We start from the raw sequence: 11,217 nt of genomic DNA, 5'->3' as shown, positions 1-11,217 counted from the left end.
TCTCTGAGAGACGTTGCAATAACTTTTGCCCCTCTGTCATGCCCGTCGAGCCCAACCTTCGCGACTAAAACACGTATTGGCCTGTTTAACGTTTTGCTCATAATTTATACTAATAGTAGGTGGTAAATGTAAGTAAATTAGCGCTTTTATGTTAACTTTGGCGCTAAATTTACAGTTTTTATGAGTGAAGAAAGATCATTGAACTTTATTGAAGAAATCATTGAGAACGATTTAAATAGCGGAAAATACGAAACACTAATCACACGTTTTCCACCAGAACCGAATGGATATTTGCATATAGGCCACGCAAAAGCTATATGCTTAAACTTTGGGCTAACAAAAAAATATGGTGGCTACACAAACTTAAGGTTTGATGATACCAATCCGGTTACAGAAAAAACCGAATATGTAGACAGTCAACAGGCAGATATTAAATGGCTGGGCTTTGAATGGAAAAACGAATTATATACTTCTGATTATTTCGATTCACTTTATGAATTTGCCGTAACCCTTATCAAAAAAGGTTTGGCCTACGTGGATGACAGTACCGCGGAAGAAATTGCTGAATTAAAAGGAACACCAACTGAAGCTGGTAAAGACAGTCCATACAGAAACCGCAGCATTGAAGAGAATCTTGATCTCTTTACCCGAATGAAGGGTGGTGAGTTTCCAGACGGCACCTGTACACTCCGTGCTAAAATAGACATGGCCAGCCCCAACATGATTATGAGGGATCCGGTGATCTATAGGATTAAACATGCTGAACACCACAGAACAGGAAATAAGTGGTGTATCTACCCAATGTACGATTTTGCACATGGACAAAGTGACAGCATCGAAACCATTACGCATTCTATTTGTACGCTTGAGTATGTGGCACATCGCGAATTGTACGATTGGCTAATCGAGAAACTTGAAATATTTCCATCAAAACAATACGAATTTGCGCGTTTAAACCTTTCATATACTGTTATGAGTAAGCGCAAGCTGCTTCAATTGGTAAATGAGGGTGTAGTAAGTGGATGGGATGACCCCCGCATGCCAACAATAAGCGGATTAAGAAGACGCGGATACACCCCGGAAAGTATCAGAGAGTTTTGTGACAGAATTGGAATTGCCAAAAGAGAAAACCTTATAGAGTTAAGTCTTTTAGAATTCTGTGTGCGTGAGCATTTAAATAAAACAGCGAACAGAGTTATGGCGGTGCTTGACCCGATTAAGCTGATCATTACCAACTATCCTGAAGGACAGAATGAAATACTAATAGGAGAAAACAACCCTGAAGCAGAAGATAAAGGCGGAACAAGAGAAATCCCCTTCAGCAATGAATTGTGGATTGAGCGAGAAGACTTTATGGAAGAGCCCGCCAAAAAATGGTTCAGACTTGCGCCAGGAGCAACCGTAAGGCTTAAACATGCTTATATTGTAAAATGTGAAGACTTCAAGAAAGATGCGAATGGGAATGTGACTGAAATATATTGCACTTATATCCCGGAATCTAAAAGCGGCGAAGATACCAGTGGCATAAATGTTAAAGGTACCATTCACTGGGTGAGCAGTAAACATGCAAAAAGCGCTGAGATCAGAATGTACGATCGTCTGTTTACCTCTGAATCTCCGGATTCCGAAGAGGGTGATTTCAAAGACTATCTTAATCCGAACAGCATTGAGGTTATAAAACAAGCATATATTGAACCTTATCTTGCAAATGCAGATAAGGATGCGCGTTACCAGTTTATCAGAAAAGGGTACTACTGCCTAGATAAAGATTCTATTCCTGGAAACTTGATCTTCAATCGTACCGTTTCCTTAAAGGATGCCTGGGCAAAGGCTAACAAATAGGCTACACCCGTCATCTCGACGATAGGAGAGATCTCTTGCTCATGTAGTTCAGGAGATCTCTCCTATCGTCGAGATGACGAATTCATAATGATCTCCATCTTACATATACTTCTTGTACAAGTTAAACAGAATTAGTTTAACTGCAGGGGTTAACTCAGGCGTTACATCTGTTTGCACAAAGTGGATCTTAAACGCCACAATTGCTGCAGGCAAATTGCTCACATCATACCCAATTATTTTTAGCGCAAGAGTTGCATCGAAATTATCTGGTGGCATTACAAGCACACTGTCGTACCATAATCCATACCCTTTTTCGGCAAACCTCTTCCAGGGGAAATTAGTGGGATCAACCTTTCTCCTTGGTGCCAGATCTGAATGGCCTATAAAATTTGCCGTTGGAATTTTATACCTGCTTTTTAAGGTCGACAGCAAAGTCATCAGACTTTGTAACTGCACTTCAGAATAAGGTTCAGTTCCCGAATTATCAATCTCTATTCCAATAGAAGACGAGTTTAGATCCGTATCGTTACCCCATTTTCCCACACCTGCGTGATTAGCTCTTAAATAGTCATTTACCATTTGAATAACCTTTCCGTCCCTCCCAACTACATAATGAGCGCTCACCTCTGTTTTAGCAATGGTAAAAGTTTTTATTGTCTGATCAGAAGATTTCTGGGCAGTATGATGAAGAACTACAAAGTTTGGTCTTCGTATACCGAAATTCACAGATCCAACCCAAGATTGAAGCGTCGGATCAGAAAGCACAACGCCTTGGCCTACTGGTGGCATTGATTTTATTGCTTCAGCAAACTCTCCTGCCTTTTTCTTATACACTTTATTTGTAGCTGCGTATTTACCTGCAGAGCATGATGCAAGCATAAGCATTGCTAAAATGTAGGGATAGCCTTTTTTTAATTTGATCTGATATACCATAATGAAAAGATAGAAGGCGTGAAATTACTATTTTTTACTATTTTAGTCGCAATTAAATCTGCACTATCAAACCTGTCTTGCCTAAAAGCAGGTCATATAGTCATAAAAGTACTAATATATTCATATATGAAAAACATTAGCAAAGCAAGCCTTTTTATTGCTGGATGCTCAATCATTGCAGGAATTGCTTCGTGCGGTAGCCCGCAGGACAAAAACACAAAAACAACAGAAAAGAAAACATCATCAAACGACAGTTTACAGAAGTATGTAAATGAGCGACTAGATATTTATGAAAAGGTAAAACTCACTACCAATTTAAATGACCTGACTATTAATGAACGTAAAATACTTCCTCTGCTAATACAATCTGCTCAAATAATGGATGAGCTATTCTGGAAACAGGCATACCCTCAGAGAGATAGTTTACTAAACACCATAAAGGATGAAAAAACAAAATCTTTCATCTGGATTAACTATGGGCCATGGGACAGACTTAATGGCGACAAGCCCTTTGTTGCGGGCATCGGCCCTAAACCGGATGCGGCTAGCTTCTATCCTGCGGGAATGACTAAAGAAGACCTCAAAAAATCTGACGCAAAAGATAAATACGGGCAATACTCTGTTATAAAAAAGGATAGCACAGGAAAACTAAATTCAATTCCTTACCATGTTCTTTTTGCTGCAGAATTACAAAAAGCTTCAAATCTTCTAAAACAAGCTGCACTGCTTGCAGAAGACGCGGGGCTTAAAAAGTATCTGAATCTACGTGCCGATGCGTTAGTAACAGACAACTATACTGCAAGCGACTATGCATGGCTAGACATGAAAACCAACAACCTTGATATCATTATTGGTCCTATTGAGAATTATGAAGACAAATTATTCAATGCTCGTGCCTCTTACGAGGCTTATGTATTGATAAAAGACAAGGTATGGAGCAAGCGTCTTGCCAAGTATGTAAGCATGCTCCCTCAGCTACAGCAAGGCCTGCCTGTTGATGCTAAATACAAGAAAGAAAAGCCAGGTACAGACTCCGAGCTAAATGCTTACGATGTGATCTACTATGCGGGTGATTGTAATGCTGGTTCAAAAACAATTGCAGTAAACCTTCCAAATGATGAAATTATCCAACAAAAGAAGGGCACAAGGCGTTCACAGCTAAAAAATGCAATGAAAGCTAAGTTCGACAAAATTCTAATACCTATAGCCCAAGAACTTATCGACAAAGATCAGCAACAATACATCAATTTCGATGCTTTCTTTGCCAACGTAATGTTTCACGAGGTTGCTCATGGCTTAGGAATCAAAAAAACAATTACAGGTAAGGGATTTGTTAAAGAAGCTTTGCAAGAGCAATATTCATGGCTTGAAGAAGGTAAGGCGGATGTTTTAGGGCTTTACATGGTAACCGGATTACTTAAAAAGGGAGAACTGAAAGGCGACATTAAGCAGTTTTACACCACATATATGGCGGGCATACTTCGCTCAGTAAGATTTGGAGCTGCAAGCGCACATGGAAAAGCTAACATGCAATGCTTCAATTTCTTTAAGGAAAATGGGGCTTTCATCAGAAATGAAAATGGCACATACAAGGTCGACTTTGCTAAATTTGAAATGGCTATGAATAAATTAAGCGGCTTAATTATAACCCTTCAAGGAAACGGGAATAAAGCGGCTGTAGAAAAGGCTCAAAAAGAAAAGGCTGTTATTTCAACTGAACTTCAAACCGATCTTGATAAATTAACCAAAAAGGGAATCCCTGTTGATATCATTTTTGAGCAAGGCGTTGATGTTTTGGGTGTGAAGTAACCTAAGCGAAATTCTTTCGTCATCTCGACGATAGGAGAGATCTCTTGAAGTAGCATAAAAACGAGATCTCTCCTATCGTCGAGATGACCCGCTATCCTCTTACCACTATCGTCTTAAGATCCTGTCTTCCTTTAAACGGAAAGGTGTTTGTGAATGATATCCTCCAATTCTTGGATATCAAAAGGTTTAGACAAATAGCCATCTGCCCCAGCTTCTGTTGCAAGCGCCTGTACATCGTTATTTGCAGAGAAATAAATTACAGGTATACCTTTCAGTGCCTCATGGCCTTTAAGCGCTCTGGTTGCGTCAATACCCCCCACATCCGGCAGCCAATTGTCCATAAAAATAATATCCGGTATATATGCCAACACCTGATCTATAATATTATTAGAGGTCGAAGATGTCTTAATATCGAAACCTGCATCTTCCAGAATAATTGTACATAATTCTAAAATTTCTGCATTATCATCAAATACAAATACTCTTTTATTCTTCTCCATTTGCGGGTATGGTTAACTACAACGTTTAGGGCAACAAATTTATGAATTCTGCTATATCTTCTATGCTTAAAACATGATCTATTTTTACGTTAGCTTGAGCTTGGGCAGGCATATATGCTACTTGAGCACTATTTGGATCCTGAATCAAGGTTGTTCCACCCCAAAGCTTAACACTTTTCAACCCATTTACACCATCAGCGTTCGATCCTGATAGCAAAAGACACACTAGGGTATCTTTATAAACCTCTGCTGCGGTTTGAAATGTTGCGTCTATTGCCGGTCTGGAATAGTTTATTTTTTCGGAATAATCCAAAGAAAATGAACGATCCTGCTCAATCAGCAAATGATAATCTGACGGAGCTATATAAATAGTGCCAGCAATTAACGGCTCTTTTTCGTCTACCTCTTTAACCTTAAGCTTAGTTCTGGTTGACAACAATTCAGGCAATAAAGAATCTGCGCCATGTTTACGATGGATAACAATGACTATTGGGAATTTTATTGCAACATTAACTAATGGAAGCACTTTTAAAAGCACATCCAAACTCCCTGCAGAGCCTCCGATAATAAATGCTTCACATTTTTTTATCATTGTATTTTCCTCCAGATCTTCTCTGAATCCAATCGTTTATACTTGTCCGAAATGCCCGAAAAATTAATTGTTTCCTTTGTTCCAAGTGCTAAATACCCCAGCTCTTCAAGGCTCTCATCAAAAAGGTTTAGCACCTTCTGCTGTAGTTCCCTATCAAAATAGATCAATACATTTCTACATAAAATGAGCTGAAACTCATTAAAGGAGTAATCAGAAACCAGATTATGTGTTGAAAATATGATCTTACTTTTTAAGTCCTCATCAAATTTAGCAAGCGAATAATTCGCTGTATAATAACTTGAAAAATCCTTTAAACCTCCAGATAAAATATAGTTCTCAGAATATTGCTTCATGCTATTCATGCCAAACATTCCTTGTGCGGCCTTTTCCAACACAATTGGGTTTAAATCTGTTGCGTAGATTAAAGATTTATGCAGCAGGTTAAGTTCTTTTAAAATAATTGAGATCGAATATGCCTCTTCTCCTGTTGAGCAGCCCGCCAGCCAAATTCTGATAAATGGGTATGTGCCCAACTTTGGCAATACAACGTCTCTTAATGTTTTAAAAAAAACAGGATCTCTAAACATTTCAGTTACATTAACTGTAATCTGTTCTACAAACCGTTTAAAATATAGATTATCGTTATTTATCTTATATCTGAACTCAGCAAAACTTACGGCTCTATCCAAACTGTACAGTCGTATAATTCTTCTCTTTAAAGATGCTCTGGAATACCCGGTAAAATCATACCCATACTTTTCCAGAAGGTCTGAAAGTAAGATCTCAACATGATCGTCGTTAATTACAGAGAGTTCCAATTATATATACTTTATGAGTAAACTTGTTAACTCTTCAACATTAATAGGTTTAGAGACATAGCCGGCAGCCCCCGCATTCATACACCGTTCTCTATCTCCAACCATGGCCTGGGCCGTAACAGCTATAACAGGAATATGTTTAATTTCCGGACTTTCATCTATTTTAGCTATTGCCTCATATCCATCCATTCCCGGCATCATCATGTCCATTAAAACCACTGCAATCTCTTTATTCTCTTTAAGCAGGTCTATTCCTTCTTCCCCTCCGGTTGCGGTTAAACATTGGTAGCCTTTTGCTTTTAAAACAGCCGATAACGCAAAAATGTTCCTGTTATCGTCATCAATTATCAATATCTTTTTCGCCATATAGCTACACTTTGTTGTAAAGCCAAACACGTAATAACGAGATTAGCTGATCAATATCAACAGGCTTAGAGATGTAATCAGACGCCCCTGCGGCAATACATTTTTCCCTGTCGCCCATCATTGCTTTGGCAGTAACAGCCAAAACCGGTAATTGTTTATATGCAGGGATTTTCCTGATCTCTTTAGTGCTTTCATATCCGTCCATCTCGGGCATCATCATATCCATTAGCACAATATCTATCAATGGGTTCTCTTTGAGCATTTGTAGCGCTTCCTTTCCATCCGTAGCTGCTAAAACTTTCATTTTATGTTGTTCCAATGCTTTTGTTAATGAGAATATATTTCTCACATCATCATCAGCAATCAGAACTGTTTTGTTATTCAGCACCTCATAAAGGCCTCCAAGTTTTTCAGTTGCCTGTTTTTTATGCTTACCATCCAATTCCTTCTCCTCTATTAGATGCAAGAACAGTCCGGCTTCATCTAGTATTCTTTGATAAGAATGGGCTGTTTTTACTACAATTGAATCGGCATATTGTTTAATCCTACTCTCCTCGCCCTTCGATAAGTTTTTCCCGGTAAAGATGATGATAGGTAAATTTTCCAATCCTTCACTTTTCTTAATCGTTTCAAGCGTTTCATATGCATTTTTATCTGGTATACCCATATCCAGAATCACACAATCCACTTCTTTTTCCTGTAACGCACCAATCCCTTCTTTAACATTATTAGCAACCTGAGTGTTGATGTTATAGTTACTCAAGAAATAACTCAAGGCTTGGGCATGCTGCTTGTTTTCTTCAACAATAAGAACTTTTTTGGGTCCTTTAGTTAATGCTTGTTCAAGCTTTTGGAATATCTGCGCCATATGCTCAAGAGCTACAGGCTTATTTATAAAATCTACCGCTCCCTTTAGCAAACTTTCCTTTTTAACCTCAAGAGATGACATAATATGAACTGGAATATGTCTGGTTTTAGGATTTGACTTCAGCTCCTCCATTACCTGCCATCCATCCTTAACAGGAAGTTGAATGTCCAATAAAATAGCAAGAGGGTTATAGTGATTGGCCAGTTCAATCCCAACATCGCCTCTAACGGCTACAATCCCTTTATAATTTCTTTTTCGGGTAAACTTCAAAAGCGTTTTCGCAAACGCAGTATCATCTTCTACTATTAAAATTACTTTATCGTCTTCTTTAATATCGTTCCTGTCGTCCTCAACCTCTTGTGGAATATGGTCAACAGTAAATCTTTCTAAAATAACCTCCCTTTGTTTTTCAAGGGGAGCGAAAGTATCGGTTTCCTGCTCTTCTTGTTTTTTAACTGCAGCCAATCTATCAATGGGTAAAGCGAACGTAAACTCACTACCTACATTTTCTTTACTGGTAAGCTCAATTTCTCCTCCCAACAGTTTCGATAGCTCCCTGCTTATAGAAAGGCCTAGCCCGGTACCGCCAAACTTCCTTCTGGTCGAACCGTCGGCCTGTTGAAATGCTTCAAATATAAGCCCAAGTTTATCTCCCGGAATACCTATGCCGGTATCTGTGACTTTAAACAAGATGAACTTATTCGTATCGTCTCTTTTAACCGTTAATGAGACCTTGCCATGATTTGTAAATTTGATCGCATTAGACAGCAGATTCTTTAAAATCTGCTCAAGTCGCATTTTATCTGTATTAATAACACCCTTGGTCTCCTCAGCATCAATAACCAACTCAAGCCCTTTATTCTTTGCCAATGGCTCAAATAAAGACCGCATATCAGTTATTACCTCATTAACACTAATATCATCAAACTCAAGTTTCATTTTCCCAGCCTCTATTTTAGAGAGATCCAGTATTTCGTCAATAAGCCCCAACAACCCCTGTCCTGAGCTTTGAATCACATCCGCATACTCCACATATTCCTTATCAAGCTCCTTATTCTCCGACATTAATTTAGACAAGAGTAATATTGAGTTTAGAGGAGTACGCAATTCGTGCGACATGTTTGCAAGGAATTCCGATTTATACTTGGTGCTTTGCTCCAATTGCTCGGCTTTCTGTTGTATATCCAGATTTCGCTCCTGAATGAGTTGATTCTTCTCTTCCAATAAACTGGTTCTTTCCTCAAGTTCCTGATTGCTCTGCAATAATTCTTCCTGCTGCACCCTCAGCTCTTCCTCAGAAGTTTGTATTTTTTGCGTCTGAGCTTCTAATTCGGCATTGAGTCCCTCCAGTTCACTATGCTGGGCCTGCAACTCTTCGGCCTGGGCCTGGGTTTCCTCTAAAAGCTCCTGTAATTTCTTGCGATTCTGTGCAACATGTACTGCAATTCCGATATTATGCGAAATATTGTTAAAGAACTCCAATTGAAGGGGGGTGTAAATATTCAATGAACCAAGTTCCATTACCCCAATAGTTTCATTATGTCTAACCACAGGAAAAGCAACAACATTTCTTGGTTTGGTAGCGCCTGTTGCATAGCTAATGGTCATTTCGCCCTCGGGAATATCATTGATCAAAATTTGTTTCCCCGATTTAAACACCTGTCCCGCAATACCTTCTCCGGCATTTAACCTATACTTTTCTCTATCTATTATCAGAGAATAGCTTCCTGCAAGATGTAATTCCGAATCATCTCCCGCCAGGTAAAAAGCTGCAACAGCACTATTCGTATGTACTATAATGTTCTCAAGAATATCATTAGCAAGCTCCTCTACGCTTTTTTCTCCAACCATCTTATCATTAAGAGTGGCAATGCCCGATTGGAGCCATTCTTTATCGGCCAAAAGGGCAAAAGAATACTGAAGTGATTCGGCCATTGAATTTAAGGACCCCGCTAAACTACCCAGGCCATCTTTTTGTTCCGCATTCATCCGGATCTGGTAATCGCCATTAGAAATTTGAGCAGCAATGCCTTGAATAACTTCAATCCTATTGGCTATCTCCTCATTCTTATCCTCCAGCTCTTTTTGTAATTGCCTTCTGGTATTAAAATCTGAGGAAACTCTTTTGTAGAAAATCACGGTAATCAAAATGGCAAAAAAAGCAGCTATAAGAATTAAAATTGGGGTATAGCCCGCCATCTTATTCATATTAGCGGTCCGTTCATCAAGCAATCTCTTTTCTTCAGCCTGCATTCTTTTAATAACAGTCCTCGACTTATCCATGTAAACCTTTCCGTCAAGTAATTGGGCAGTAGAAACACTTTCGCCTTTACCTTTTAACGCTATGGTTTTTTCAATAATACTTAACCGGTCATCAATAATCCCCTGTAACTCCTTCGCATTTTGCTGCTGAAAAGGATTGTCCTTTGTATCTGAGCTTACTTTGCTTAAAAGATCAATTGCGGTTTGCCTTGCACCGTTATAAGGCTCCAAAAAAACCTTATCACCAGTCAGCAAGTATCCTCTTTGTCCTGTTTCTGCATCTTTTAATGTCGAAATTACACCATCAAGGTTCGTCATAACTTCATTGCTATGCGAAACCAGATCTGCATTTTGAATCAGGTTCTTTATACTAATAAAAGACGCAAGTGATGAAATAAAAAGGATCAATAATGATAGCCCTAAACCAATTCGTAGATTATTTCTTAAAGATTTTTCTTTCATAAATTAATGTCTTTTAATCCGTTTCAGTGCCAGAATTTACAGGTAAAATGAAATAAAACTCAGATCCCTCACCAAGTGTACTTTTAACCCCAACTTCCCCGCCATGCCGTTTTATGATTTCGGCAGAGATGAACAGTCCAATGCCCAGACCCTGAAAATGGATTGAGGTTTCTTCCACTCTATAAAATTTATCGAAAACCGATTTTTGCTGGTCCGGGGCAATCCCGATCCCAAAATCCCTTACCCCCACGTACACCTTATCAGCAATCACGTCTACGTGAATATGAATTTCATTTGTACCAGGAGAGTATTTAATCGCATTTGTTAAAAAATTAATAATTACCTGTTCAATCCTCATTTCATCGGCATAAACCTCAATGCCTACTTTCCCTTTCCTAATGATGTTAAACTCAGGATTAGCCTGACGAATAATGTCGATTACACTATCCAGCAGATCATCAATTGCAAAGTCTTTTTTGTTAAACTTAAGTTTCCCGCTTTCGATTTTTGATATATCCAATAAATCGGCAATCAGCTCGTGAAGCTTTTCTAACTGGATTTGTGCTTTCTCAAGATGTTTTTTGACTGTGGGGATGTCTCCCTTTTCTACGCTTCTTCCCAGCAATTGCATGTACCCCTTAACACTTGTTAATGGCGTTTTTAATTCATGACTGGCGATACCAATTGCATGTACCCCTTAACACTTGTTAATGGCGTTTTTAATTCATGACTGGCGATACTGATAAATTCATCTTTTTTACGTTC

General features: G+C 38.8%; 10 protein-coding genes. 2 read left to right on the top strand and 8 right to left on the bottom strand.

The window, feature by feature from the left end:
- Positions 1 to 180: 180 nt before the first annotated feature.
- The gene (locus AC1DDX_RS14180; RefSeq protein WP_172662290.1) at positions 181 to 1,842 is read left to right on the top strand and encodes a glutamine--tRNA ligase/YqeY domain fusion protein; all 1,662 of its coding nucleotides are present in this window, start codon (positions 181 to 183) and stop codon (positions 1,840 to 1,842) included.
- Positions 1,843 to 1,941: 99 nt separating this feature from the next.
- Here AC1DDX_RS14180 and AC1DDX_RS14175 read toward each other — a convergent pair whose 3' ends face one another.
- Positions 1,942 to 2,775, bottom strand: a complete 834-nt coding sequence (locus AC1DDX_RS14175) for an N-acetylmuramoyl-L-alanine amidase (protein ID WP_337717055.1) — start codon at positions 2,773 to 2,775, stop codon at positions 1,942 to 1,944.
- A gap of 126 nt (positions 2,776 to 2,901) precedes the next feature.
- Between AC1DDX_RS14175 and AC1DDX_RS14170 the strand changes: the two genes are divergently transcribed.
- Positions 2,902 to 4,584 (top strand): dipeptidyl-peptidase 3 family protein, encoded by a 1,683-nt coding sequence (locus AC1DDX_RS14170; protein ID WP_172662292.1) that lies wholly within the window; start codon positions 2,902 to 2,904, stop codon positions 4,582 to 4,584.
- Between the two features lie 131 nt (positions 4,585 to 4,715).
- Here AC1DDX_RS14170 and AC1DDX_RS14165 read toward each other — a convergent pair whose 3' ends face one another.
- Genes AC1DDX_RS14165 through AC1DDX_RS14135 form a run of 7 tightly spaced genes read right to left on the bottom strand, consistent with a single transcriptional unit; the run spans position 4,716 to position 11,190 of the window.
- Positions 4,716 to 5,084 (bottom strand): response regulator, encoded by a 369-nt coding sequence (locus AC1DDX_RS14165; RefSeq protein WP_172662293.1) that lies wholly within the window; start codon positions 5,082 to 5,084, stop codon positions 4,716 to 4,718.
- Positions 5,085 to 5,109: 25 nt separating this feature from the next.
- Positions 5,110 to 5,676 (bottom strand): chemotaxis protein CheB, encoded by a 567-nt coding sequence (locus tag AC1DDX_RS14160; protein WP_172662294.1) that lies wholly within the window; start codon positions 5,674 to 5,676, stop codon positions 5,110 to 5,112.
- Positions 5,673 to 6,494 (bottom strand): CheR family methyltransferase, encoded by an 822-nt coding sequence (locus AC1DDX_RS14155; RefSeq protein ID WP_172662295.1) that lies wholly within the window; start codon positions 6,492 to 6,494, stop codon positions 5,673 to 5,675. The genes AC1DDX_RS14160 and AC1DDX_RS14155 overlap by 4 nt, the downstream gene beginning before the upstream one ends.
- Positions 6,495 to 6,860, bottom strand: a complete 366-nt coding sequence (locus AC1DDX_RS14150; protein ID WP_172662296.1) for a response regulator — start codon at positions 6,858 to 6,860, stop codon at positions 6,495 to 6,497. It lies immediately after the preceding gene.
- 4 nt (positions 6,861 to 6,864) lie between these two features.
- Positions 6,865 to 10,452 (bottom strand): response regulator, encoded by a 3,588-nt coding sequence (locus tag AC1DDX_RS14145; protein WP_288884268.1) that lies wholly within the window; start codon positions 10,450 to 10,452, stop codon positions 6,865 to 6,867.
- A gap of 13 nt (positions 10,453 to 10,465) precedes the next feature.
- Complete coding sequence (locus tag AC1DDX_RS14140) at positions 10,466 to 11,131, bottom strand: sensor histidine kinase (protein WP_477622185.1); 666 nt, start codon at positions 11,129 to 11,131, stop codon at positions 10,466 to 10,468.
- Entirely contained in the window at positions 11,113 to 11,190 is a 78-nt protein-coding gene (locus AC1DDX_RS14135) for a histidine kinase dimerization/phospho-acceptor domain-containing protein (RefSeq protein WP_477622184.1), read from the bottom strand. The genes AC1DDX_RS14140 and AC1DDX_RS14135 overlap by 19 nt, the downstream gene beginning before the upstream one ends.
- Positions 11,191 to 11,217: the final 27 nt, after the last annotated feature.

It is taken from the genome of Pedobacter sp. 10L46_2 (genome assembly GCF_056395165.1).
Note: the sequence above shows the minus strand (reverse complement) of the source record. Positions and strands in the feature narration are given on the sequence as shown.

Coding starts and splice junctions, on each gene's coding strand:
- AC1DDX_RS14180 (WP_172662290.1), top strand. CDS start 181: ATGAGTGAAGAAAGATCATTGAACTTTATTGAAGAAATCATTGAGAAC.
- AC1DDX_RS14175 (WP_337717055.1), bottom strand. CDS start 2,775: ATGGTATATCAGATCAAATTAAAAAAAGGCTATCCCTACATTTTAGCA.
- AC1DDX_RS14170 (WP_172662292.1), top strand. CDS start 2,902: ATGAAAAACATTAGCAAAGCAAGCCTTTTTATTGCTGGATGCTCAATC.
- AC1DDX_RS14165 (WP_172662293.1), bottom strand. CDS start 5,084: ATGGAGAAGAATAAAAGAGTATTTGTATTTGATGATAATGCAGAAATT.
- AC1DDX_RS14160 (WP_172662294.1), bottom strand. CDS start 5,676: ATGATAAAAAAATGTGAAGCATTTATTATCGGAGGCTCTGCAGGGAGT.
- AC1DDX_RS14150 (WP_172662296.1), bottom strand. CDS start 6,860: ATGGCGAAAAAGATATTGATAATTGATGACGATAACAGGAACATTTTT.
- AC1DDX_RS14145 (WP_288884268.1), bottom strand. CDS start 10,452: ATGAAAGAAAAATCTTTAAGAAATAATCTACGAATTGGTTTAGGGCTA.